The sequence below is a fragment of the Glutamicibacter soli genome (genome assembly GCF_003309065.1).
In the GTDB taxonomy this organism is placed as follows: domain Bacteria; phylum Actinomycetota; class Actinomycetes; order Actinomycetales; family Micrococcaceae; genus Glutamicibacter; species Glutamicibacter soli.
The window spans coordinates 1-22,763 of sequence record NZ_POAF01000010.1 but is presented as its reverse complement, the minus strand read 5'-3'; the positions used below and the strand labels follow the sequence as shown (position 1 = coordinate 22,763).

Below are 22,763 nucleotides of genomic sequence, written 5' to 3'. Positions count from 1 at the left end.
GTGGCATCAATCTATAGTTAAGCTTCCTTTACAGTCAAGGTTGCTTTACATCAAGGTTTAAAAACCAGCGGCGCACCTTTCGGTGCGCCGCTGGCGGTGATCCCCTCCAGGATCCCCGGAAGACCCCCCTTCCGGTTCACCTACCGGCCTGCTGACGGCAGGCGGTAGACGAAATCTTTATCCGAAGCGTCCTGAGACGTAGTCTTCGGTGGCCTTCTGCTCCGGGTTGGAGAAGATGGCGGCGGTGTCGTTGTACTCGATGAGCCTGCCCGGCTTGCCGGTGCCCGCGATGTTGAAGAAGGCGGTCTTGTCGCTGACGCGTGCGGCCTGCTGCATGTTGTGGGTCACGATCACCACGGTGTAGTCGTTCTTCAGCTCATTGATCAGGTCCTCGATGGCCAGGGTGGAGATCGGGTCCAGGGCGGAGCACGGCTCGTCCATCAGGATCACGTCGGGCTTCACCGCGATGGTGCGGGCGATGCACAGGCGCTGCTGCTGGCCGCCGGAGAGGCCCGAGCCCGGCTTGTCCAGGCGGTCCTTGACCTCGTTCCACAGGTTCGCGCCGCGCAGCGACTTCTCCACCAGCGCGTCGGCGTCGGACTTGGAGATCTTCTTGCCGTTCAGCTTCACGCCGGCCAGCACGTTGTCCTTGATGGACATGGTCGGGAACGGGTTCGGGCGCTGGAAGACCATGCCGATCTGGCTGCGCACGGTCACCGGGTCGACGCCCGGGCCGTACAGGTCGTCGCCGTCCAGCAGGACCTCGCCCTCGACGCGGCCGCCGGGGATGACCTCGTGCATGCGGTTCAGGGTGCGCAGGAAGGTGGACTTGCCGCAGCCCGACGGGCCGATGAAGGCGGTGACCGACTTCGGCTCGATGTTGATGGACACGCCCTCAACTGCGCGGAACTTGGAGTAGTAGACGTTCAGGTCGTTGACGTCGATGCGTTTTGCCATGGTGTTTATCCTTGAAAATTCTTGGGGTGTCGAGGGCCGGAGCGCTGGCTCAACGGCCCTTCTTTGGAGCGAAGAGCTTGGCGATCAGCCGGGCGGCCAGGTTCAGCGCCATGACCATGAGGATCAGCAGCAGGGCAGCTGCCCAGGCGCGCTGGATCGACGGGTCGACGTTGGTCGGGCTGGTCGGCGTCATGATCTGGTAGTAGATGAACGTGGGCAGCGTGGACATCCAGTTGGCGAACACGTTCAGGTTGATGTTGCTGGCGATGCCGGCGGTGACCAGGATCGGGGCGGTTTCGCCGATGACGCGGGCGATGGCCAGGGTCACGCCGGAGGCGATGCCGGAGATCGCGGTCGGGATGACCACCTTCAGGATGGTGCGCCAGCGGCGCACGCCCAGCGCGTAGGAAGCCTCGCGCAGCTCGTTCGGGACGATCTTGAGCATTTCCTCGGTGGAGCGGACCACCGTCGGGATCATCAGCACGCTCAAGGCGACGGCCGCGACGATGCCCATGCGCGAGTTCGGGCCCAGGATCAGGCCGAAGAAGGCGGCGGCGAACAGGCCTGCGACGATGGACGGGATGCCGGTCATCACGTCGACGAAGAAGGTGATGGCGCGGGCCAGCGGGCCGTTCTTGCCGTACTCGACCAGGTAGATGGCGGTGAGCATGCCCACCGGCACCGAGATCACGGTGGCCCACAGGGTGATCAGCAAGGTGCCCATCAGCGCGTGGTAGGCGCCGCCGAGCACCGGGGTGCCGTTTTCGACCGTCTGGTTGTCGACCGCGCCGGTCACGCCGTTCATGGAGCTGAACAGGAAGTGCATGTTCATGCCCGGCAGGCCCTTTTCCAGCACGGTGTAGAGCACCGAGGCCAGCGGGATCAGCGCCAGGATGAAGGAAGCGTAGATCAGGTAGGTCCAGGTCGCGTTCTTGCCGCGGCGCTTGCCCTCCACCACCGTGGTGGCCACCGAGGCGGCGATCAGGAAGATGACTGCGGAGTAGATGGCGAAACTCGCCACGTGGAAGCCGGTCAGCGTGGAGCCCGCCGCGCCGAGGATGATCGAGCCGCCGGCGATGGCCGGGATGGCCCACTTGGGCAGCTTGCCCTTGGCCAGCGAATTGCGCTTGCGGCTCGGAGGCGTCGGCTGCGTCGTGGTGTTGCTGCGTTCGGAAGTAGTCATGGCACTCATCAGTTGGCTCCGGAGAATTCCTTGTGGCGGGCGATGATTGCCCGGGCGATCATGTTCACGACCAGGGTGATCAGGAACAGGACCAGGCCGGCGGCGATGAGCTCGGCCAGACGCAGCCCGAAGGCCTCGGGGAAGTTCAGCGCGATCTCGGCGGCAATGGTCTGGTTGCCGGACTTGATCAGCGACGGGATGAGGTTGCCGGTGGAGAGCACCAGTGCCACTGCCATGGTCTCGCCCAGTGCGCGGCCCAGGCCGAGCATGGTGGCTGAGATGATGCCTGGGCGGGCGAAGGGCAGCACTGCGGTGGTGATCATTTCCCAGCGGGTGGCGCCCAGGGCCAGGGCGGCTTCCTCATGCAGCTTCGGGGTCTGCAGGAAGATTTCGCGCGACAGCGAGGTGATGATCGGCAGCACCATCACTGCCAGCACGATGCCGGCGGTGAGCATGGTCTTGCCGGTCTGGCTGGCGGGGCCTTCGAAGATCGGGATGAAGCCCAGGTTGGTGGCCAGCCAGTCGTAGCCGGGAACCAGCGCCGGGGCCAGCACCATGTAGCCCCAGGCGCCGTAGATGACCGACGGGATGGCGGCCAGCAGATCGATCACGTAGCCCAGCGGGCCGGCGATGCGGCGCGGGGCCAGGTGCGAGATGAACAGCGCCACGCCCAGTCCGACCGGGGTGGCGATCAGCAGGGCGATGGCCGCTGCGACGACGGTTCCGACGATGATCGGAGCGATGTAGGAGAAGAAGCCGGCGCCGCCGGAAATATCGGCCGGATCGGCCAAGAACGTCGGCAGGGCCTGGATGAGCAGGAAGACCGCCACCGCGAACAGGGTGATCAGGATCAGTACACCGGCGCCGAGCGCGGCGCCGGAGAAGATCTTGTCCCCGGCGCGGCCGGAAGTCGATGACTTGCTCGTCAAAGCATTGGTAGTCATTGGCTTAAGCCTTTACGGATATTGGAGGGGTGTTGCAGCTTGCGCTGCGGGGGTGGAGGGGGTTTGGTGTGGGCGGTTGCCCGCCCACACCGGATGCCGGTTTCCCGGCGGGGTGCTACTTGGCGACGGTGATGGAATCGATGGCAGCCGCTGCCTTCTCTTCCATGCTGGCCGACAGCGGGGCGTTGCCGGCCGATTCCGAAGCGGTCTTCTGGCCGTCGGCCGAGACGACGTAGTTGCCGAAGGCCTTCACCAGGTCAACGGTCGCCTGGTCCTTGTAGGTGGTGCAGAAGATGTGGTACGAGAGCAGCACGATCGGGTAGGTGCCGGCCTCGGTGGTGTCGCGCTCCAGGTCCAGGGCCAGGTCGTTCTTGGCGGCTCCCTCGACCGGGGTCGCGGTCTCCAGGGCCTTGGCTGCGGCCTCGGAGGAAATCTTGGTGTACTCGTCGCCGACCTTGACGTTCACGGTGGACAGGTCGCCCACCGCGGAGAAGTCGGCGTAGGTGATGGCGCCGTCGGTCGAGCCGGCCGTGGAGACCACGCCGGAAGTGCCCTTGGCGTTCTCCGACTGGATGTCCGATGGCCAGTCGCCGGAGACGTCGTAGGTCCACACGTCGCCTGCGGCGGCCTTCAGGTACTCCACGAAGTTCTCGGTGGTGCCGGACTCGTCATTGCGGTGCACCACGGTGATCGCGGTGTCCGGCAGGGTGGCGTCCGGGTTCTGCTTGGCGATGGCCTCATCGTTCCAGGTGGTGATCTCCTTCTTGAAGATCTTGGCGATGGTGGCCGCGTCGAGGTTCAGCTCCTTCACGCCATCCAGGTTGAAGGCCACGGCGATCGGGGAAACGTAGGCCGGGACGTTGAATGCGCCGTCCGGGCCGCAGACCTGCTTGGCCTCTTCTGCCTCTTCAGGCTTCAGGTAGGCGTCCGAACCGGCGAACTGCGCGCCGCCGGCCAGGAAGGCCTTGCGGCCGGCGCCCGAGCCGTCCGGCGAGTACTGGACGTTGGCCTGCGGGTTTTCGGCCTTGAAGCCGGTGATCCAGGCTTCCATGGCCGACTTCTGGCTCGACGCGCCGATGCCGGTCAGGGTGCCGGTGACTTCGGCGTTGGCGGCCGGGGCTTCGCCCGATGCCGACGCGCCGGCGCCGGTCGGGTTGTCCGAACCGCAAGCGGTCAGTGCGAGAGCTGCGACGGAAAGAACAGCAGCTGCACTGCCAAGACGATTGAGCTTCACGAAAGTTACTCCCCATAAGAGTCGGTAGATAAGAATCTGAACCTTCAGCGGTCATTTGTCCCGCTTCACTTACGAGGCTAAGGAGCCAAAGTAACCAGATCCCCCAGCGAAGGTGAACGAAAGGTTAACAACGCCTTTAACTTGCAGTGATCCTGATCACCGCATCTGCTGTGTCTCTGCCCCGGGAGCCTGCGCGGCTCATGAAAGACTAGGCTCATGGCCACCGCTCGCACCTCCGGCAGCAATCGCCGAGACCTCGTGAACTTCCTGGCCCGGCGCAACGCCGCCGGGCTGGCCCGCGCCGGGAACTCCCTGCCGCGGATCATCCGCATGACCCTCGGCGCGGTCGGCGCCTATTGGGTGGCCGACACGATGCTGGGGCATACCCAGCCGATCTTCGCGGCGACCAGCGCACTGATCTCGCTGGGCTTCGGCGGGGCGACCACCATCCGCCGCACCGCCGAGGTGGCGCTCGGGTGCACCCTGGGCGTGGCCCTGGGCGATACGCTGATGCACCTGCTCGGGCAGGGCATTTGGCAGGCGGCGGTGGTGATGTCGCTGAGCCTGGTGGTGGCCCGCTATCTGGACTCGGGCCCGATCTTCTCCACCCAGCTGGGTATGCAGTCGGCGCTGGTGGTGCTGCTGCCGATCAGCGTGGACGGGCCGTTCTCCAGGTCCCTGGACGCGTTGACCGGTTCGGTGCTGGCGTTGCTGATCATCATCCTGTGGCCCTCGGACCCGCGCCGCACCCCGGTGGCAGCGCTCTCGGAACTGTTCAAGGAGCTCTCCGAGGCGATGCTCGAATGCTCCTGGGCGATCCGGGATGACGACCGCCGGGCGGCGTTCCACGCGCTGATCAAGGCCCGCGCCACCCAAAAGCACCTGGACCAGCTGCCCGGAGCGTTCAGGGCGGCCCAGGAAATCGCGATGCTCTCCCCGGCCGGGCGGCGGCACCGCGAGGAGCTCACCCGGCTCTCCGAACGCTTCAACCACTACGACTGGGCCGCCCGCAACGCCCGTGTTTTCGCCCGCAGGCTTTCCTCGGTGCTGAGCAACAGCGCGCTGACCCCGGAAGGATCCGCCAGCCTGGCGCCGCTGCTGCGCGAGATCTCCGAAGGTATCAATGCGCTGGCCCACTCGGTGCGCGAGCCGAATCTGGCCGGTCAGCGCAAGTTCGAGAAGGGCGCCCGCAGCCAGCTGGAGGCCGCCGCCGCGCAGCTCGACCCGCGGGCGCTGGGTGTCGAGGGCCTGCAGGGCGAAGGACTGGTGCTACTGCTGCGCCCGATGCTGGTGGATCTGCTGGAAGCCGCCGGACGCGACCACGAGGCCGCCATCGAGGTGCTGCCCAAGTTGTCCTAGCCGGTCGCTAGCATTAACCCATGGCCAAAACTTCCACGCGCAGCAAATCCACCGCGAGCTACAAGTGCTCCGAATGCGGCTGGACCACGGTTAAATGGGTGGGACGCTGCGGCGAATGCCAGGCCTGGGGCACCGTGGAAGAGGTCGGTGTGGTCTCCGCGCGCACCGCCCCCGCGGCAAAGGTCGCGCATCCGGCCAAGCCCATTGCCCAGATCGACGGCTCAGAAGCCGCCTTCCGGCCCAGCGGGGTCTCGGAACTTGACCGCGTGCTGGGCGGCGGCCTGGTGCCGGCCGCGGCCATCCTGCTGGCCGGGGAGCCCGGGGTCGGGAAGTCCACGCTGCTGCTGGACGTCGCGGCCAAGGCGGCCCACACCGGGCTGAAGGTGCTCTACCTGACCGGCGAGGAATCCGCAGCGCAGGTGAAGTCCCGCGCCGAGCGCATCAATGCCGTCGCGGACAACCTCTATCTGGCGGCCGAAACCGACCTCTCGCTGGCGCTGGGCCAGATCCAGGAGATCAACCCGCAGCTGCTCATCCTCGACTCGGTGCAGACCTTCTCCTCCGCAGAGGTCGACGGCGCAGCCGGCGGCGTCTCCCAGGTGCGCGAGGTGGCGGCCTCCATCATCAACTCGGCCAAGACCCGCGGCATGACCACCATCATGGTCGGGCACGTGACCAAGGAAGGCTCGGTGGCGGGTCCACGCCTGCTGGAACACCTGGTTGACGTGGTGTGCCAGTTCGACGGGGAGAAGCATTCCCGCCTGCGCATACTTCGCGCATTGAAGAACCGCTACGGGGCAACGGACGAGGTCGGCTGCTTCGACCTGAACGAGGACGGCATCGAATCGCTGACCGACCCCTCCAAGCTCTTCGTCACCCGCACCCGGAACCCGGTTCCGGGGACCTGCATCACGGTCACGCTGGAAGGCCGGCGGCCGCTGGTCGCCGAGATGCAGACCCTGCTCTCGCGCGGCAGCGGGCCAGCCCCGCGGCGTGCCACCAGCGGGCTGGATGCGGCGCGCGCCCAGATGGTGGTCGCGGTGCTGCAGGCCCGCGCCCACATGGACCTGTCCTCCATGGATTCATACATCGCCACGGTCGGCGGGGTGAAGATCAGCGAGCCGGCCGCGGATCTGTCCTGCGCGCTGGCACTGGCCTCCTCGCTGAACGAGTTCCCGCTGCCGCAGGACTTCGTCGCCTTCGGCGAGGTGGGGCTGGCCGGCGAGGTCCGCCAGGTTCCGGAAATCGCGCGGCGCATCACCGAGGCCCAGCGTCTGGGCTTCTCCTTCGCCATGGCCCCGGCGACACCCGAGCCGCTGAAGAACATCCCGGACGGCATCCGCGTTTTCCAGGTGGAGAACATTGCCCAGGCCCTGGATATCGCGTTCAACCAGAGGCAGAAGCCCACACGATAAAATGGGAGCTGCTGCCCGTTGAAAGGACGCACGTTGAAATCGCATCCCGCCCCCGAACTACTCTCCACCCTGGCCCGGATCGCCCCGGGCACCGAGCTGGCCCAAGGGCTGGAACGCATCCAGCGCGGGCGCACCGGCGCGCTGATCGTGCTGGGGCACGACAAGGAGGTCGAATCCATCTGCTCGGGCGGTTTCCGGATCAACACGGACTACACCCCCACCCGCCTGCGCGAGCTGGCCAAGATGGACGGCGCGATCATCCTCGACGCCTCGGCCCGCCAGATCCTGCAGGCCGGGGTGCAGCTGATGCCGGATGCGGCCATCGAGACCCAGGAATCGGGCACCCGCCACCGCACCGCTGAACGCGTCGCGGTGCAGACCGGTTTCCCGGTGATTTCGGTGTCGCAGTCGATGCAGACCATTACCCTCTACGCCGCCGGCGAGCGCCATGTGCTCGAGCCGGCCGAACGCCTGCTGGCGCGCGGCAACCAGGCGATTGCCACCCTCGAACGCTACCGCCACCGGCTCGACCAGGTGACCAGCGCGTTGTCCGCCGCGGAGATCGAGGACACCGCCACGGTGCGCGAGGTGCTGGCGGTGCTGCAACGCACTGAGATGCTGCGCCGCACCAGCGAAGAAATTTCCCGTTCAGTGCTCGAGCTCGGCGCGGACGGCCGCCTGCTGGCCTCCCAGCACACCGAGCTGCTGGCCGGCATCCAGGTGGACAACCAGCTGCTGCTGCGCGACTACTCCCACGCCGAGGGGCAGGAACTGGACATCGAGGCGGCGCTGGAGAAGCTGCACGAGATTTCCGATGCCCAGCTGATCGAGCCCGAGGCGCTGACCAAGATCCTGTTCCCGAATTCGACAGCAGACCAGGAAGATACGCTCACCCCCAAGGGGTACCGCCTGCTGTCGCAGATCCGCACGGTGCCCAAGGCCATCGGCGAGCGCCTGGTTGCGTCCTTCGACAACCTGCAGCTGCTCATGGCCGCGTCGACCAGCCAGCTGATGGAGATCGAGGGCGTGGGCGAGCAGCGTGCCCGCTCGATCCGCGAGGGACTTGCGCGCATGGCCGAGTCCTCGCTGCTTGACCGCTACATCTAGGCTCGCGCCGGGCGGTCGGCTACTTGAGCACGAATGTCGTCGGGTCGCTGGTCATCTCGCCGATCGCCGCGGTGAACTTGTAGGTTCCCGGCAGCGGTTTGGCGTTGACCGCCTTGCAGCCCGGGGCGGAGCGGTTGCGGTTCCAGGTGAACTTCGCGCTTTCCTTCTGCCCGGCGGCAAAAGCCAGCACGACGTCTTCGCCGTTGCTCAGGCAGTCGACCGTGGAAAAGATCCTGTCCGAGCCGCTGGAAATCAGGAATTCCTGCTGGCTGGTGCCGACATTCAGCTCGCAGTCGCGCTTGGACGTGTTTTCGATTCCCAGGGTGAGCACCGGGTCCTCTTCCGAGGCGTAGGACTGCTTGTCGGTGGATGCGGTAATGGTGATTTCCCCGGCCTTGCAGGCGTTGGATTCCGTTTCCCCGGAGGGCTCGGAGGCATTGGGCGAAGCTTCGACAGGGGTCGGGTTCGCCCCCTTGGGTTCGTCGTCTGCGCCGAACATTCCGACGACCGCGGTGACGCCCCAGACGATGAGTCCGACAAGCACGAGAGCCAAAACAGCCACGGTGATGCGCCGGCGCCGATAGACGCGGGCCGATGGCTTGCCCCCGGATGTGTTGCTCATGGCTTAAGGCTAGTTCATTGCACGCCCGCACCGTGTGATATCCAGCGGTTCTGCACCGTGAATCAGCTGACTTAGAGTGGATGGGTGCAGCAAATTCACGAGAAGATCAATCACTGGTACCTGAACAACCAACGCGACCTGCCATGGCGCCGCCCCGGGGTCACCGGGTGGGAAGTCATGGTCAGTGAATTCATGCTGCAGCAGACTCCGGTGGTGCGGGTGCTTCCGGTCTGGGAAGAGTGGATGGAACGCTGGCCAACTCCTGAAGATCTGGCGGCCGAACCGCTGTCCGAGGCATTGAAAGCCTGGGGCAGGCTCGGGTATCCGCGCCGCGCCCAGCGGCTGCATGCCGCGGCGGTTGAGATCACCACCGAATACAACGGCCAGGTGCCGCAGACCGAAGCCGAACTGCGGGCGCTGCCCGGAGTGGGAGACTACACCGCAGCTGCCATCGCCTGCTTCGCCTTCGGCGAGCCTACCGTGGTGGTTGATACGAACATCCGCCGCGTCCAGGCCAGGGTGTTCGGCGGCATGGCATTGCCCGAACCCAACCCCCGCGCCAGCGAGTTCGCCCGGGCCCGCGAGGTGCAGCCGGACGACCGCCGGGAGGCGAACCTCTGGAACATATCCGTCATGGAGCTCGGCGCGCTGGTCTGTACCGCACGCAGCCCCAAGTGCGAGCTGTGCCCGGTCTTCGATGACTGCGCCTGGATCACTGCAGGAAGGCCGGAACCGCACTACACCCCCAAGGGGCAGGCCTGGCACGGCACGGACCGCCAGGTGCGCGGGGCCATCATGGCAATCCTGCGCGAGCACGAAGATCCGGTGCCGGAGACGACGTTCCTGGCGGATCTTTCTGCGCAAACCCACGCGATGTATGTCGCTTTGGGCAAGCTCGAATCCCCGCTGGAGCAGCGCGAGCGGGCGCTGGCGGGATTGCTCAAGGACGGCTTGGCGGTTGCCGACCCGGAAGGCGTCAGGCTCCCCTCCTGAGCGATGGCCGAAAGCCTGTGCCAGAATACGGATGCGCCCCTAAGCTAGGGTCATGGACATTTCTTCTGCTGCCGGCAAGGCACGCCAGACGGCCCGGAACCCATGGTTCCAACGCGCGGCGCGGCTCGGCTACGTGGCCAATGCGGTGCTGCACGCGACGCTCGGTTTTCTTGCCTTGGTGCTGGCCAGGGGTGGCAGCGCCGAAGCCGACCAGAGCGGGGCGCTGCAGACGCTGGCCGGGCAACCCTGGGGGATCGTGCTCCTGTGGGTCTGCGCGATCGGAGCTGCCCTGCTGGGCCTCTGGTCCCTCGCACAGGCAGCGCTGCCCCAACCCAAAGCGTTCAGAAGGCTTAAATCCGCGGGCACCGGAATAGTTTTCCTCGGACTCAGCGGCGCATTTTTGCAATTCGCTCTCGGCAACCAGAGCGATTCGGGGCAGACCACCAGCTCCTTCAGCGCCATGCTGATGCGCTCCACCGCAGGCCGCGGAGCCTTGATCGCCTTGGGAGTGGTGCTGATCGGGGTCGGCGGCTATTTCGTATACCGCGGAATAACCCGCGGATTCCTGAAGGACCTGCAGACCACCGGCCATCGCGCCCTGCGCAAGGCGATTACGGTCTCGGGCGTCGTTGGCTATCCGGCCAAGGGCCTGGTGCTGGCAGCGGCGGGTCTGCTGTTCATCGTTTCCACAGTGCAGGGCGATCCCGAGGAATCGACGGGTATCGACGGGGCGTTGAAGGCTCTGGGCGAGCAGCAGTTCGGCCCCTTTGCGCTGGTACTCGTCGGCGCGGGCCTGCTGTCCTATGCGCTGTTTCTGGTCTTCCGTTCCCGGTTCGACACCATGGAGGATTGAGCTAGAGGGAAATAATCATCCGGGTGTTGCCCAGCGTATTCGGCTTGACCCTAGCCAAGTCCAGAAATTCGGCCACACCCTCGTCGCGGGACAACAGAATTTCCTGGTACACCGACGGGTCCACGGCGCTCTGGTCGGCCATGACGCTGAAGCCCTGGCGCTCGAAGAACTTCACCTCGAAGGTCAGGCAGAAGACACGGTGCACCCCTACCTGGCGTGCCCTCTGGAGCAGCTCCTTAAGCAGTACGTGCCCCACGCCCTTGCCACGCAGATCTGCGGAGGTGGCCAAGGTCCTGATCTCTGCAATGTCTTCCCAGATCACGTGAAGACCGCCGCAACCGACTACGTTCCCGTCTGCGTCTTCAGCGACCACGAATTCCTGGATGGACTCGTAGTAGGTCACCGCTTCCTTGTCCAGCAGAATGCGCTCCTCGGCCAGTGGTCGCACGAGGTTCCGGATTGCAGGGACATCGGTGGTCTTCGCTGAACGGACGGTAAAAGTATTCACCTTTCAAATCCTATGCCCGCAGGATCATGGATTCGAGCTTCGCGGCCGATATGTCACGGAGCGCACCGTGCCACGTGACCTGTGCCAAACTTGGTGTCGGTGATGACTACCGGCTGAAGTGAAGGATGAGAATGTCGCAGAGCACAGCTCGCCCGGGAATGGGGCTGCTATCCATCCTTCTTGCAGCGGTTGGCATCGCCCCGCTGCTGAACTACGGACTCAGTGCCACCAGCGACCTGGTCATCAGGGATCTGGGCATCAGCGAGACCCAGTTCGGGTTGCTCGCCACCGTGTGCTTCGGCTGCGCGGCCATCGGCAACGTGGCGTTCGGCAAGTTCGCCGATCGGCAACCTGATATCCGGCTGCTCCTGCTGGTCTTCGGCATGGCCGCGCTGGCCATGGGCTTTGCCGCGCTGCCGGCGGGGTACGCCTTCCTGCTGGTTGCTTCCGGCATCTCGGGCTTCGCCCAGTCATTTCCCAACGGGGTCACCAACCGCATTCTCGCCCAGCGGGTGCCGAAGAACCAACGCATCGCCTGGACTGGCATCAAGCAGTCCGGCGTCCAGGTGTCCCAGCTGATCGGCAGCGTGGGTTTCCCTATGCTCGCTGCGGTCATCGGCTGGCACGGCGCGTCGCTGATTGGCGCCGTGGTCGCCGCGCTGCTGGGCGTTCTTGCCATCAAGGTGGTCTCGGCGGTCCCGCTGCTGCAGGCTCCGGCGGCCGCGGCGCCCCGTTCGGTGTCCGGGCAGGCGGCCAGCCCGGATACCGCCTCTACCCGCTTCATCGTTTTCGCGCTGGCCCTCTTCGGTTTCATCAACGGCATCGGCGTCCAAGCGACGAACGTCTACATCCCGCTTTTTGCGGTGCGCGAACTGGATTTCTCGCTGGTTGCAGGCGGCCTCACCGCCGCAGTGGCCGGAGTGGTGGGCGTCAGCGCCCGCGTGGGCTGGGGCAGGATGATGTCCCGCGGCGTTCCCGCGCCGAAGCTGCTGCTCCTGCTCGCAGTGCTCGCCACCGCCGGAGGCCTCGGCTTCCTGATGGCCCAGCAGGCTCATTCGGCCGTGCTTCTGTGGCTTGCCGTGGTGCTTCACGGCGCGTCGGCGCTGGGCGTCTCGGTGGTGTTGATGGCCGCCCTGCTGCGCGCCATTCCAATCAGCCGGATGGGCAGCGCCAGCGGCATCGTCTCGGCAGGGCAGTTCGGCGGATTCACCATCGGCCCGCTGGCCATGGGCCTGCTGATCAGCTCCCCGGGCGGCTTCACCGCTGGCTGGATCGCCGTGGTCTGCATCTACCTCAGCTGCACCCTGCTCGGCCTGTTCCTGGTGTTCCGGCGCCGCAGGAGCTCCTAGCCCATGGATGCCAAGATGCTGAAAACGCTGGCCCACCTGCGCCGGGCACGGGATTTGATGGACCGGCACTATGCAGAGCCGCTGGACGTGCCCGCCATGGCTCAGCGCGCGCTCATGTCCCCGGCGCACTTCTCGCGCGAGTTCAAACGGGCCTACGGCGAAACTCCGCACTCCTACCTGCTGACCCGGCGCATCGAACGGGCCATGCACCTGCTGCGTTCCGGGGTGGGAGTCACGGATGCCTGCATGCAGGTGGGATGGACGTCGTTGGGCTCCTTCAGCACCCGCTTCACCGAAGTCGTCGGGGAGTCCCCCTCGGCCTACCGGGAACGCGAGCATTCGCAGACCGAACAGATCCCGTCATGCATTGCCAAGGTCCTTCTGCGGCCCGAAAGATTCTGAGCAGTTTTGGAGAAGCGTCGCGGCAGCAGGCTCCCCTAGCCTGAAACCATGACAAACATTTCAGTGCAATACATCCCGGTCACCGTGCTGGACGTGGACGAAGCCCTCGGCTTCTACCGTGACGGTTTGGGGCTGGACGTGGTCTCCGACGTATCCAACGCAGGGTTCCGCTGGGTCTCGCTGTCCGTCCCTGCCCAAGGCGGCCTGAATCTGGTGCTCTCGACGCCTGGCGCGGGCCGCTCCGACGAGGACGCGCAAGCGCTCGGTGAGCTGGTCGCCAAGGGCGCCATGGGAGGGCTGGTGCTCACCGTGCCGGATCTCGATTCGCTGTTCGACTCCTTGTCGTCAGGCGGGGCCGAAGTGCTGCAGGAACCCATGCAGCAGCCTTGGGGACCACGCGACTGCGCATTCCGGGATCCGTCGGGCAACATGATCCGCATCAATCAGGCAGCTTAGGAGCAAACATCATGACCACCACCGATCAGGAAGGCTTCAGCGCCGCGGAGAAAGCGGCCATGAAAGAACGCGCGGCGGAGGTCCGCGCCCCGAAGAAGCGCATGACCAAAGCCGAAAAAGCGGCCCAAGCCCGCCAGGACGTTGAAGTCAAGATCGCCTCCTACAGCGGAAGCGACAAGGAAATCGCCCAACGGCTGCACCACATCATCACCACAACCGCGCCACAGCTCGAGCCCAGGACCTGGTACGGGATGCCCGCTTACGCGTTGGACGGACAGATCCTGTGCTTCGTCCAGGACGCGGAGAAGTTCGGGGCCCGCTACCTGACCCTCGGGTTCAACGACGCGGCTCAGCTTGATGAGGGAAGCATGTGGCCGACCGCCTACGCCATCACCTCGCTGGACGAACGGCTCGAGGCGCAGGTCGCCGCGCTGGTCGGCAAGGCCGTCGGAAACTAGCCCAGGGCCTCCGGCCGCGCCGCGGGCAGGATTCCGCTCAGCACCGCGTCCGCGGCGCTAAAACCCGCTAGCAGCGCGAGCAAGCTGAATCCGATCACGTTCGCGCCTTGGTCTTCGGCTCCGGGGATGCTGGCAGCCAGCATCATTCCCAGGCCCAAGGCCAGGACCGCGTAGCCGGCAGCCAGGGAACACACGACGATCGCTTTGGGTCCGGCATACCAGTGCCCCAGCGATGTGAGGTCGTTGCAGGTCCAAACCCCGATGCCGAACGCAGCCGCAGCGATCGCGGCAACCACCCCCAGCACCAGGGGCGTCGAATCGTAGCCTGCCCCCTCCGGCCCGAGGTGGCGGACCAGCTGGGCGGGAAGACCCGCACGCAGTAGCAGATAGGACCCTGCGTAGAGCAGCAGCGCTGCGCCGAGCCCGATCAGCAATATGGAATATTTGCGAGCTGCAGACATATTCCGAGCCTACCGGCCAGCAGGCCGGTTGCCCAAGGAATGTTAAAGCCCGCAGGGCGCGGACTTGGATTGCTCCAGGTCCGCGCCCCGCGGGTTGTTTAGTGCTTGCCCTAACTTTCCAGCGCTGCCGGTGCCGGTTCGCCTTCAAGTTCACCGGGGCCGCCTTCGGCGTGGAAGACGAACTTCCGCTGCTCGTCCTCGCCTTCGACGTCCACGGTGACCTTCTGGCCGGTGACGATCTGGCCGAACAAGATCTTCTCGGAGAGCTGGTCCTCGATGTCGCGCTGGATCGTGCGGCGCAGCGGGCGGGCGCCCATGGCCGGGTCGTAGCCTCGCTGTGCCAGCAGGGTGCGGGCGGCGGCGGTCAGCTCAATGGTGATGCCGCGCTCGTCCAGACGCTTGCGCAGTCGTCCGATGAACAGGTCGACGATCTCCTCGATCTCTTCCTGACTCAGCTGCGGGAAGACCACGATGTCGTCAACGCGGTTCAGGAACTCAGGGCGGAAGTGCTGGCGCAGCTCCTCCTGGACCTTGGCCTGCATGCGCTCGTAGCCGGTGCGGGTATCGCCCGAAGCCTGGAAACCGGTCATGACACCCTTGGAGATGTCTCGGGTACCCAGGTTCGTGGTCATGATGATGATGGTGTTCTTGAAGTCCACCACCCGGCCCTGCGAGTCGGTCAAGCGGCCGTCTTCAAGGATCTGCAGCAGCGAGTTGAACAGGTCCGCGTGGGCCTTTTCCACCTCGTCGAACAGCACCACGGAGAACGGACGACGGCGGACCTTCTCGGTCAGCTGACCGCCTTCTTCGTAGCCGACGTAGCCCGGAGGGGCACCGAACAGACGGGAAACGGTGTGCTTCTCCGAGTACTCGGACATGTCCAGGGTGATCAGCGCGTCTTCTTCACCGAAGAGGAACTCCGCCAGCGCCTTGGCCAGCTCGGTCTTGCCCACGCCGGTCGGGCCGGCGAAGATGAACGAGCCGCCCGGGCGGTTCGGGTCCTTCAGGCCTGCACGGGTGCGGCGGATTGCCTGGGAGATGGCCTTGATGGCCGAATCCTGGCCGATGACGCGCTTGTGCAGCTCGTCTTCCATGTTCAGCAGGCGTGTGGACTCTTCCTCGGTCAGCTTCACGACAGGGATGCCGGTCGAGTTCGCCAGAACCTCGGCGATCAGATCCTCGGTGACCTCGGAAATTTCGTCAAGGTCGCCGTTGCGCCAGGCCTTTTCCTTCTCGTTGCGGGCCTCGATGAGCTTGGACTCCTTGTCGCGCAGCGATGCAGCGCCTTCGAAGTCCTGCGCGTCGATGGCAGCTTCCTTCTCGAGGCGGACGGTGGCGATCTCCTCGTCCATCTCCTTCAGGGCTGGAGGAGCGGTCATGCGCTGGATGCGCAGCCGCGCGCCGGCCTCGTCGATCAGGTCCACCGCCTTGTCCGGCAGGAAGCGATCCGAGATGTAGCGGTGCGCCAGCTGGGCCGCTGCCTGCAGCGCGCCGTCGGTGATGGTCACGCGGTGGTGCGCCTCGTAGCGGTCGCGCAGGCCGCGCAGGATCTGCGTGGTCAGCTCGACGGACGGTTCCTTGACCTGGATCGGCTGGAAGCGGCGCTCGAGGGCCGCATCCTTCTCGATGTTCTTGCGGTACTCGTCCAAGGTGGTGGCACCGATGGTCTGCAGCTCGCCACGGGCCAGCATCGGCTTGAGGATCGACGCCGCGTCGATGGCACCTTCGGCGGCACCGGCACCGACCAGGGTGTGGATCTCGTCGATGAACAGGATGATGTCGCCGCGGGTGCGGATCTCCTTCAAGACCTTCTTCAGGCGTTCCTCGAAGTCGCCGCGGTAGCGGGAGCCTGCCACCAGCGAACCGAGGTCCAGGGTGTACAGCTGCTTGTCCTTGATGGTCTCGGGCACGTCGCCGCGCACGATCGACTGGGCCAGGCCCTCGACGACTGCGGTCTTGCCGACGCCCGGCTCACCGATCAGGACCGGGTTGTTCTTGGTGCGGCGGGAGAGAACCTGCATGACGCGTTCCATCTCGTGCTCGCGGCCGATAACCGGGTCGAGCTTGCCCTCGCGGGCTGCCGCGGTCAGGTTGCGGCCGAACTGGTCCAGCACTGCCGAGCCTGCCGGCACGCCTTCCTGCTGGCCGCCCGAGCTGACGCCGGCCGAGGCGGTTTCCTTGCCGCCCTGGTATCCGGAGAGCAGCTGGATGACCTGCTGGCGCACACGACCGAGGTCGGCACCGAGCTTGACCAGCACCTGGGCTGCGACGCCCTCGCCTTCGCGAATCAGCCCGAGCAGGATGTGCTCGGTACCGATGTAGTTGTGGCCCAGCTGCAGCGCTTCGCGCAGCGAGAGCTCCAAAACCTTCTTGGCGCGAGGAGTGAACGGGATGTGACCGGAAGGAGCCTGCTGGCCCTTGCCGATAATCTCCTGAACCTGCTCACGGACGGCACCCAGCGAAATATTCAGCGACTCGAGGGCCTTCGCGGCCACCCCGTCGCCTTCGTGGATTAGACCGAGCAGCAGGTGCTCGGTGCCGATGTAGTTGTGGTTGAGCATGCGCGCCTCTTCCTGGGCGAGCACGACAACTCGACGGGCACGGTCGGTAAATCTCTCAAACATCTTCGGCACACTCCTTGCTTACCAATAGTTCGATGCTACGCACCCGGGGCCAGCAATTCTCCCTTGTTCGCCACGGGGATAACCGATGCGGCCGCTTCGCGTTCGCTTCGGTTCGAGAAGATAACCGCAAGTAGATAGAAATTCATTTATTAGTACACCAAGTAAATAGCGAGAGAAATTTTCTTCAGCAAGTGATTAAAGCAGGAAGCCCGCACTTAAAAAGTACGGGCTTCCTAAAATAGAGGCTTATTCCTCGCGCTCGCATTACTTGGCGCGGTTGCGGCCACCCTTGCGCATGGCTGCATTGTAGGCGTCGACAACATCGGCATTCAGGCGCCCACGGGCGTTTACCTTGATGTTGTTTTCCTTGGCCCAGGCACGAATTGCCGGGGCTTCACTCGCTGCGGTCTGCTTCGAGGAGCGCGCTGCCTCAATATAAGGCTCCAAGGCCGCATGGAATTGCGCAGCGTGCTCATCGTTCAAATCGATCTCAAAATGCTGACCAGCGATGCTGAAGGCAATGGATTCGGTTGCTTCACTGCCATCAATATCATCAATCAGCGCAATTTGAACCTGACGTGCCATTTGAGAATTCCCTCCGGCTCTAATGTCGTTGAGTAGTGCTTGCAAGCGTTACTCCAATTTCGTAGCTCAAGTATAGACATTAATACGAAACATTTCGAATTAGAAGATCAATTCACAAGGAATTATCAGGAATAGCTTATTCGCGCGTTGAACGAGTATCCGATTCAGTTCGGTTCTCAATTAGCGCATCCGCTTCTGATTCCGCCTGCCGCTCTTTACGGTCTGCATTGGTAAGTGCTTTCATTACGTACCAAAAAAGCAATCCAAGCGCGATGCTGGGAACGAACGCCTCTACAAATGGCATGGTAATTACGCCTCCGGCTTGAGAAGTGGGAACAAGATTGTCTCGCGAATACCTACATCGGTAAACAGCATGACCAGACGGTCGATGCCCAGGCCGATGCCGCCCATTGGAGGGGCGCCGTATTCAAGTGCGCGCAGGAAGTCCTCATCCAGCTGCATGGCTTCCGGATCCCCGCCGGCGGCCATCAGCGACTGCTCGGTCAGGCGCTCGCGCTGGATGACCGGGTCGATCAGCTCGGAGAAGGCGGTGCCGCGCTCCATGCCGCCGATGATCAGGTCCCAGGCTTCGATGACACCCGGCTTGGAACGGTGCGGGCGTGCCAGCGGCTGGGCCAGCGGCGGGTAGTCGCAGACGAAGGTCGGGTCGATCAGGGTCGGCTCGACGATCTCGCCGAACAGCTCGATGACCAGCTTCTGGGCGCCCCAGGCCGGGTCGAACTTCACTTCGTGCTTTTCGGCGATCTCGCGCAGCACCGAGGCCTCGGTCTCCGGGGTAATCTGAACGCCAACAGCTTCCGACAGGCCCGGGTAGACACTCAGCCAGCGCCATTCGCCGTCGAGGTTGACGGTGCCCTTGGAGGTCTCGATGGTGCGGCCGGCACCGATGGCGTCCGCCGCGTTGAGGATGATCTCCTTGATGCGGTCGGCCATGACGTACTGGTCGGCGTAGGCCTCGTAGCACTCCAGGGTGGTGAACTCCGGCGAGTGGGTCGAGTCGACGCCTTCGTTGCGGAAGATGCGTCCCACTTCGAAGACGCGGTCCACGCCGCCCACGACGCAGCGCTTGAGGTACAGCTCGGTCGCGATGCGCAGGGTCATTTCCTGGTCGAACGCGTTCAGGTGGGTCTTGAACGGGCGGGCCGAGGCGCCGCCGTGCACCAGCTGCAGCATCGGGGTTTCGACCTCGACGTATTCGTGGTTCTCCAGGGTGTTGCGCACGGCGCGGACAATGGCGGCGCGCTTGTAGACCATCTCGCGGGCTTCGTTGCGAACGATCAGGTCGGCGTAGCGCTGGCGGACGCGGGTTTCCTCATTCAGGTCGGCGTGCAGCACCGGCAGCGGGCGCAGCGCCTTGGACGCCATCTGGAAGGAGTCGGCCATGATGGACAACTCGCCGCGGCGCGATGAGATGACCTTGCCGGAAACGAAAACATGGTCGCCCAGGTCGACGAGCGACTTCCACTGGGCCAGGCGCTCTTTGCCGACGTTCGCCATCGAGAGCATGACCTGCAGGCGGACTCCGACGCCCTGCGGGCCGCCCTCCTGAAGGGTGGCGAAGCACAGCTTGCCGGTGTTGCGCATGAAGACGATGCGGCCGGCAATGCCGACGACGTCCTCGGTCTCTTGGCCCGCTTCCAGGTGCGCGTACTTTTCGCGGACCTCCTGCAGGGAATGGGTGCGGGCAACGCCAACTGGGTAGGCTTCCTCACCAAGTGCCTGCAGCTGGTTGCGCTTATCGGTGCGGACCTGACGCTGGTCGTTCGGATCAGGGGCCTGTGCGGAATTAATTTCGGAAGTCACAGTATCCCATTCTACGTGTGATTCCGGGGGTGTTGGACTGATCATGACCAGACTTACACCTCACAGCGCGGTTAACGCGCCGGGCGCGGAAGGCCTGTGCCTTCCGCGCCCGGCAATCGGTCTACCAGATCACTACACGATCCTCCGGATCAAGCCACATGCCGTCCCCCGGCTTGGTCTCGAAGGCCTTGTGGAATGCGTCCAGGTTCTTCGGCACCTGGTTGCAGCGGAACTCCCCGGGCGCATGCGGATCGGTGGTCACCCGGATGACCGCGGTCTCCGGGCGGATCAGCGTGCGCCAGCACTCGGCCCACGAATAGAAGAAGCGCTGGTCGCCGGTGACGCCGTCGATGACCTCGTCCTCGACGATGCCGTTGGCGGCGAGCTCGAGCTTGTAGGCCTTGTAGGCGATGCCCAGCCCGCCCAGGTCGCCGATGTTCTCGCCCAGCGTCAGCGCGCCGTTGACCTGGTGGTCCGGGGCCTCGGTCGGGCTCAGCGCGTTGTACTGGTCAACCAGCTTGCCGGTGAGCTTCTCGAAGGCTGCACGGTCCTCGTCGGTCCACCAGTTGGTCAGCTGGCCGCTGCCGTCGTACTGCGAGCCCTGGTCGTCGAAGCCGTGCCCGATCTCGTGGCCGATCACCGCGCCGATGGCGCCGAAGTTGGAGGCGATGTCGCGGTCGACGTCGAAGAACGGCAGGCGCAGGATCGCGGCCGGGAAGGCGATCTCGTTCAGCAGCGGGTGGTAGTAGGCGTTGACGGTCTGCGGGTACATGAACCACAGCTCACGGTCCACCCCGTCGTCGATCTTCTTCAGCTCGCGCTTGAACTCGAATTCGTTGGCGGCTGCACGGTTGGCGATCACGTCCAGCTCGTCGGTCTGAATCGACGAGTAGTCGATCCACTGGTCCGGGTAGCCGATCTTCGGGCGGAACTTGGAGAGCTTGTCCAAAGCCTTCTGCACGGTGTCCGCGCCCATCCACGGCAGGTTGCTGATGGAGATCCGGTAGGCCTCGATCAGGCGCTGCACCAGCGCGTCCATGGCGGTCTTGGCCTCCGGCGGGAAGTTCCGGGCCACGTAGAGCTGGCCAAGGTCCTCGCCGACGGCGCCCTCGGTGAAGGCAACCCCGCGCTTCCAGCGGTCCTTGAGCTTCTCCACGCCGCCCAGCTTGGCCGAGTAGAAGGCGAAGTTCTCATTCACGAATGCGCTGGACAGGTACGGCGCGAACGAGCGCAGCACCTGCACGGTCAGCCAGTTCTTCCAGGCCTGAAGCGGCTGCTCCGCCAGCAGCCCCGAGAGCGCCTCGATGTAGCTCGGCTGCCAGACCACCACTTCGCCGAAGTACTTCTGATCGATGCCGGCGCCATCCAGCCAGGCGCGCAGGCCCGGCATGAGGCCGAACAGGTCTTCGCCGGTCAGCAGGTTGTAGCGGGCCTGCGCGTCGCGCACCTTGACCCGGTCCCAGTGGTGGGAGGCGATGGCGGTTTCCAGCTGCACCACGGATTCCGCGGCGGATTCGGCGTTCTCGATGCCTCCCAGGCCCAACAGGCGCGCAAGGTGCTCGCGGTAGTCCGCGACGGTCTGCGCGAACTGCTCCTCGCGGTAGTAGGACTCGTCCGGCAGGCCAAGCCCCGCCTGCAGGAAGGTCAGCAGGTTGCGGTCCGGGTCTCCGGCGTCGCTCATCGCGCCGATGTCGACGAAGCCGCTGATGCCCTTGCGGTAGAACGAGCCGGAGAGCTCGAGCAGTCCCTGGACGTCCTGGACCTGGGTGATGGCTTCCAGGTAGCTGGCCACCGGGGCCGCGCCGCGCTCCTCGATGATCTGCTCGTTCATGAAGGACCCGTAGAGGTGGGCGATGCGCCGGGTTGCGCCGTCGATCTCGGCACCGGACTGGTGCGCGGCGACCGCGTCTTCGATGATGGCGTGCACAGCGGCCTCGGCCTCGTCGCGCAGTTCCATGAAGGAGCCGTAAATGCCCTGGTCGCTGGGGATGGTCGCCGTCTCGAACCATTTGCCGTTGCTATGGCGGTACAGGTCGTCCTGCGGGCGAATGGCGTCGTCGCGGTACTTCAGGACATCAGGCAATTCGGTAGTCAAGGAGCTGCTCCTTCGTAGAAGATCGGGCTAAACCTATTACACACTGTAACCAGTTCTTCTGAAATAGGGTTCGGCTCCGGGAGTCCTCCACCCACGGCTTAAACAGCTGCTGCCCCGAACACCATGGTGTTCGGGGCAGCAGATACATGGGAAAGCCTGAAATCCGCAACAGTTCGCTGCGGTCAGCAGGCTTCGCGTGCCTAGAATCAGCTCCAGATATCATCGCCGCGCAGCGAGGCATCCGCGCCGCCGTCGATGTAGATGGTCTGGCCGGTGACGTGGGTGTTTTCCTCGCTGGTCAGCCAGAGCAGCAGCTTGGCGATGACAACCGCTTCCGAGTGGTAGTTCAGCGGCATTGGCACGTGGGCGTCAACGCCGGCACGGCCCTCTTCGGTCGAAAGCATCTCGCGCGTCATGTTGGTGATCACGGTGCCTGGCGCCACGGCGTTCAGTGGGATGCCGGCGCCGGCCCAGGCGGGGGTGATGCATTCGCGGCGGACCCAGCGGCTGAGGGCACGCTTGGACGACGGGTAGTTCAGGTAGCCAGTCCTCGGGCCCTGCTCTTCCAGGGACTTGCCGATGGCCAGTGCAGCGTCTTCGTCGCCCGACAGCAGGGCGTCGACAAGCTCGACCGAGTTCGGCTGCAGCGACGCCATCGAGGACACCACGGCAACGCGTGGGGCCTCGGACTGAGACAGTGCCGGCAGCAGTCCCTCGAGGTACTGGGTGACGCCGAAGAAGTTGACGGCAACGGTCAGCGCCTTGGGAGCGGAAATGCCAGCAGCTGCGATCACTGCGTCGATCTTGCCCTCGCTCAAGCGCAGCGTCTCTTCAATGGCAGCCTTGCGTCCCTCGGGGGTAGAGAGATCTGCGGTGATTTCAGCACCGCGAAGGTCCACGCCGATCACCTTCTGGCCGCGTTCGCGCAGAAGTTCTGCGGTTGCCATGCCGATTCCGGATCCTGCTCCAGTTACGATGTAAGTTCTCAAAACCTGAGTCCTCGATTCATCTCGATGTCTGTCGCTGAACCGCGGAAATGAGTTCGCGGTGAGCGCTTAAGAACAGGTTAGCGACAAAAAGGCGTTTAGCAGGAAATCAATCTTGGTCCGGAACTCCATTGTCTAAGTCAATTATCGGCCCGGAATCGGGGTTTTAAATAGCGGGAGGCCCCGACACATGACGTGTCAGGGCCTCCCGTTAACCACGTGCGGCCCCGGACTGACAAGTCCAGGACCACACGCACCAAGTTAAGTCCGGCGGTGACCTACTCTCCCACACCCTCACGAGTGCAGTACCATCGGCGCAATGGGCCTTAGCTTCCGGGTTCGGTATGG

General features: G+C 64.7%; 22 protein-coding genes and 1 rRNA gene. 9 read left to right on the top strand and 14 right to left on the bottom strand.

Annotated elements, in window-relative coordinates:
• Window positions 1-177: 177 nt before the first annotated feature.
• The 4 genes from pstB to pstS form a co-directional block, all read right to left on the bottom strand.
• Window positions 178-957 (bottom strand): phosphate ABC transporter ATP-binding protein PstB, encoded by a 780-nt coding sequence (pstB, locus tag C1H84_RS16455; protein ID WP_047117669.1) that lies wholly within the window; start codon window positions 955-957, stop codon window positions 178-180.
• A gap of 49 nt (window positions 958-1,006) precedes the next feature.
• Window positions 1,007-2,149, bottom strand: a complete 1,143-nt coding sequence (pstA, locus tag C1H84_RS16450) for a phosphate ABC transporter permease PstA (RefSeq protein WP_082123726.1) — start codon at window positions 2,147-2,149, stop codon at window positions 1,007-1,009.
• Window positions 2,149-3,084: a phosphate ABC transporter permease subunit PstC gene (pstC, locus tag C1H84_RS16445; RefSeq protein WP_047117668.1), complete on the bottom strand. Its 936-nt coding sequence runs from the start codon at window positions 3,082-3,084 to the stop codon at window positions 2,149-2,151. The genes pstA and pstC overlap by 1 nt, the downstream gene beginning before the upstream one ends.
• 115 nt (window positions 3,085-3,199) lie before the next feature.
• Window positions 3,200-4,318, bottom strand: a complete 1,119-nt coding sequence (gene pstS / locus C1H84_RS16440; RefSeq protein ID WP_047117667.1) for a phosphate ABC transporter substrate-binding protein PstS — start codon at window positions 4,316-4,318, stop codon at window positions 3,200-3,202.
• A 216-nt stretch (window positions 4,319-4,534) separates the two neighbouring features.
• On the opposite strand from pstS, the gene C1H84_RS16435 reads away from it, so the two are divergent.
• The 3 genes from C1H84_RS16435 to disA are packed head-to-tail and all read left to right on the top strand — an operon-like array spanning window position 4,535 to window position 8,199.
• Entirely contained in the window at window positions 4,535-5,677 is a 1,143-nt protein-coding gene (locus C1H84_RS16435) for an FUSC family protein (protein WP_047117666.1), read from the top strand.
• Between the two features lie 20 nt (window positions 5,678-5,697).
• Window positions 5,698-7,092 carry a DNA repair protein RadA gene (radA, locus tag C1H84_RS16430; protein WP_113608007.1) on the top strand — a complete coding sequence of 465 codons (1,395 nt, stop codon included), beginning with the start codon at window positions 5,698-5,700 and terminating at the stop codon, window positions 7,090-7,092.
• Between the two features lie 33 nt (window positions 7,093-7,125).
• Window positions 7,126-8,199, top strand: coding sequence for a DNA integrity scanning diadenylate cyclase DisA (gene disA, locus C1H84_RS16425; protein WP_047117664.1), 1,074 nt, complete (start codon window positions 7,126-7,128; stop codon window positions 8,197-8,199).
• Window positions 8,200-8,218: 19 nt separating this feature from the next.
• Here disA and C1H84_RS16420 read toward each other — a convergent pair whose 3' ends face one another.
• A complete protein-coding gene (locus C1H84_RS16420) occupies window positions 8,219-8,821 on the bottom strand; it encodes a hypothetical protein (protein WP_047117663.1) in 603 nt (200 codons plus the stop codon).
• 84 nt (window positions 8,822-8,905) lie between these two features.
• Between C1H84_RS16420 and C1H84_RS16415 the strand changes: the two genes are divergently transcribed.
• Both C1H84_RS16415 and C1H84_RS16410 read left to right on the top strand, forming a co-directional pair.
• A complete protein-coding gene (locus C1H84_RS16415; RefSeq protein ID WP_047117662.1) occupies window positions 8,906-9,814 on the top strand; it encodes an HhH-GPD family protein in 909 nt (302 codons plus the stop codon).
• A gap of 52 nt (window positions 9,815-9,866) precedes the next feature.
• Window positions 9,867-10,667, top strand: a complete 801-nt coding sequence (locus tag C1H84_RS16410) for a DUF1206 domain-containing protein (RefSeq protein WP_113608006.1) — start codon at window positions 9,867-9,869, stop codon at window positions 10,665-10,667.
• Window position 10,668: 1 nt separating this feature from the next.
• Here C1H84_RS16410 and C1H84_RS16405 read toward each other — a convergent pair whose 3' ends face one another.
• Window positions 10,669-11,175, bottom strand: a complete 507-nt coding sequence (locus C1H84_RS16405) for an amino-acid N-acetyltransferase (protein WP_047117660.1) — start codon at window positions 11,173-11,175, stop codon at window positions 10,669-10,671.
• Window positions 11,176-11,306: 131 nt separating this feature from the next.
• On the opposite strand from C1H84_RS16405, the gene C1H84_RS16400 reads away from it, so the two are divergent.
• From C1H84_RS16400 to C1H84_RS16385, 4 genes are read left to right on the top strand one after another with little or no spacing between them, the layout of a single operon-like run.
• Window positions 11,307-12,524, top strand: a complete 1,218-nt coding sequence (locus C1H84_RS16400; protein ID WP_181728183.1) for an MFS transporter — start codon at window positions 11,307-11,309, stop codon at window positions 12,522-12,524.
• Between the two features lie 3 nt (window positions 12,525-12,527).
• Complete coding sequence (locus tag C1H84_RS16395) at window positions 12,528-12,926, top strand: helix-turn-helix domain-containing protein (protein WP_113608005.1); 399 nt, start codon at window positions 12,528-12,530, stop codon at window positions 12,924-12,926.
• Window positions 12,927-12,974: 48 nt separating this feature from the next.
• Window positions 12,975-13,382 (top strand): VOC family protein, encoded by a 408-nt coding sequence (locus C1H84_RS16390; RefSeq protein ID WP_047117709.1) that lies wholly within the window; start codon window positions 12,975-12,977, stop codon window positions 13,380-13,382.
• A gap of 11 nt (window positions 13,383-13,393) precedes the next feature.
• Window positions 13,394-13,840: an iron chaperone gene (locus C1H84_RS16385; protein WP_113608004.1), complete on the top strand. Its 447-nt coding sequence runs from the start codon at window positions 13,394-13,396 to the stop codon at window positions 13,838-13,840.
• On the opposite strand, the gene C1H84_RS16380 is transcribed toward C1H84_RS16385, so the two are convergent.
• The 8 genes from C1H84_RS16380 to rrf all read right to left on the bottom strand — a co-directional run.
• Window positions 13,837-14,301, bottom strand: a complete 465-nt coding sequence (locus C1H84_RS16380) for a hypothetical protein (RefSeq protein WP_146956171.1) — start codon at window positions 14,299-14,301, stop codon at window positions 13,837-13,839. The two genes, C1H84_RS16385 and C1H84_RS16380, sit on opposite strands and share 4 nt — an antisense overlap.
• 110 nt (window positions 14,302-14,411) lie before the next feature.
• Window positions 14,412-16,925 carry an ATP-dependent Clp protease ATP-binding subunit gene (locus C1H84_RS16375; RefSeq protein WP_047117706.1) on the bottom strand — a complete coding sequence of 838 codons (2,514 nt, stop codon included), beginning with the start codon at window positions 16,923-16,925 and terminating at the stop codon, window positions 14,412-14,414.
• A 264-nt stretch (window positions 16,926-17,189) separates the two neighbouring features.
• A complete protein-coding gene (locus C1H84_RS16370; protein ID WP_047117705.1) occupies window positions 17,190-17,510 on the bottom strand; it encodes a histone-like nucleoid-structuring protein Lsr2 in 321 nt (106 codons plus the stop codon).
• A gap of 136 nt (window positions 17,511-17,646) precedes the next feature.
• Window positions 17,647-17,814 carry a hypothetical protein gene (locus C1H84_RS18350; protein ID WP_181728182.1) on the bottom strand — a complete coding sequence of 56 codons (168 nt, stop codon included), beginning with the start codon at window positions 17,812-17,814 and terminating at the stop codon, window positions 17,647-17,649.
• Between the two features lie 5 nt (window positions 17,815-17,819).
• Window positions 17,820-19,379 (bottom strand): lysine--tRNA ligase, encoded by a 1,560-nt coding sequence (lysS, locus tag C1H84_RS16365; RefSeq protein WP_113608002.1) that lies wholly within the window; start codon window positions 19,377-19,379, stop codon window positions 17,820-17,822.
• Between the two features lie 76 nt (window positions 19,380-19,455).
• Entirely contained in the window at window positions 19,456-21,429 is a 1,974-nt protein-coding gene (locus C1H84_RS16360; RefSeq protein WP_082123729.1) for a M13 family metallopeptidase, read from the bottom strand.
• Window positions 21,430-21,635: 206 nt separating this feature from the next.
• A complete protein-coding gene (locus C1H84_RS16355; protein WP_082123728.1) occupies window positions 21,636-22,418 on the bottom strand; it encodes an SDR family oxidoreductase in 783 nt (260 codons plus the stop codon).
• 262 nt (window positions 22,419-22,680) lie between these two features.
• A 5S ribosomal RNA gene (gene rrf, locus C1H84_RS16350) occupies window positions 22,681-22,763 on the bottom strand; the annotation flags it as partial.

Bases quoted from the DNA above. Each gene is read 5' to 3' on its own strand.
- pstB (WP_047117669.1), bottom strand. From the start codon at position 957: ATGGCAAAACGCATCGACGTCAACGACCTGAACGTCTACTACTCCAAG.
- pstA (WP_082123726.1), bottom strand. From the start codon at position 2,149: ATGAGTGCCATGACTACTTCCGAACGCAGCAACACCACGACGCAGCCG.
- pstC (WP_047117668.1), bottom strand. From the start codon at position 3,084: ATGACTACCAATGCTTTGACGAGCAAGTCATCGACTTCCGGCCGCGCC.
- C1H84_RS16435 (WP_047117666.1), top strand. From the start codon at position 4,535: ATGGCCACCGCTCGCACCTCCGGCAGCAATCGCCGAGACCTCGTGAAC.
- radA (WP_113608007.1), top strand. From the start codon at position 5,698: ATGGCCAAAACTTCCACGCGCAGCAAATCCACCGCGAGCTACAAGTGC.
- C1H84_RS16420 (WP_047117663.1), bottom strand. From the start codon at position 8,821: ATGAGCAACACATCCGGGGGCAAGCCATCGGCCCGCGTCTATCGGCGC.
- C1H84_RS16410 (WP_113608006.1), top strand. From the start codon at position 9,867: ATGGACATTTCTTCTGCTGCCGGCAAGGCACGCCAGACGGCCCGGAAC.
- C1H84_RS16400 (WP_181728183.1), top strand. From the start codon at position 11,307: ATGTCGCAGAGCACAGCTCGCCCGGGAATGGGGCTGCTATCCATCCTT.
- C1H84_RS16395 (WP_113608005.1), top strand. From the start codon at position 12,528: ATGGATGCCAAGATGCTGAAAACGCTGGCCCACCTGCGCCGGGCACGG.
- C1H84_RS16390 (WP_047117709.1), top strand. From the start codon at position 12,975: ATGACAAACATTTCAGTGCAATACATCCCGGTCACCGTGCTGGACGTG.
- C1H84_RS16385 (WP_113608004.1), top strand. From the start codon at position 13,394: ATGACCACCACCGATCAGGAAGGCTTCAGCGCCGCGGAGAAAGCGGCC.
- C1H84_RS16380 (WP_146956171.1), bottom strand. From the start codon at position 14,301: ATGTCTGCAGCTCGCAAATATTCCATATTGCTGATCGGGCTCGGCGCA.
- C1H84_RS16375 (WP_047117706.1), bottom strand. From the start codon at position 16,925: ATGTTTGAGAGATTTACCGACCGTGCCCGTCGAGTTGTCGTGCTCGCC.
- C1H84_RS16370 (WP_047117705.1), bottom strand. From the start codon at position 17,510: ATGGCACGTCAGGTTCAAATTGCGCTGATTGATGATATTGATGGCAGT.
- C1H84_RS18350 (WP_181728182.1), bottom strand. From the start codon at position 17,814: ATGCCATTTGTAGAGGCGTTCGTTCCCAGCATCGCGCTTGGATTGCTT.
- lysS (WP_113608002.1), bottom strand. From the start codon at position 19,379: ATGATCAGTCCAACACCCCCGGAATCACACGTAGAATGGGATACTGTG.